This is a genomic window from Pseudomonas sp. P106(2024) (genome assembly GCF_057480815.1).
In genome coordinates, this window is record NZ_JBLIYU010000060.1 from 1 (window position 1) to 389 (window position 389).

General features: G+C 60.9%; 1 protein-coding gene. It reads left to right on the forward strand.

Features of this window, described 5'->3' with window-relative positions; genetic code table 11:
* Positions 1–389: immunoglobulin-like domain-containing protein (locus AC25M7_RS25510; protein WP_486971642.1), on the forward strand; the 389-nt coding region annotated here is incomplete at both ends.

The window sequence follows — 389 nt, forward strand, 5'->3', positions numbered from 1 at the left end:
GACCAATGCCCAAGGTCTGCCGGTCAATGGCCACAACGGCCTGACCTTCACCCTGACCGATGGCACCAAGGTCACCATCCCCGCTGGCAGCGCCAGCGGTACCTTCACCATCACTGCACCGGACGACGTGTTCGTTGGTGGTCAACCGACCATTACCAACAAACTGGAAAGCGTGACCGGTGCCGACAACTTCGAAAAACTGACCCTGGGTCAGGACGAAGTGAAGACCTCCGTCACTGACGAGCCGGGCACTGGCACTCCAGGCACCGACAACCAGGGCGACAAGGTCACCGTCACCATCGTCGGCAAAGGCGATGTGACCGAAGACCAGCAGCCGGCCTTCACCGTCAAGGTCAGCCAGAAACTGGACCACGACCTGACCGTGACCC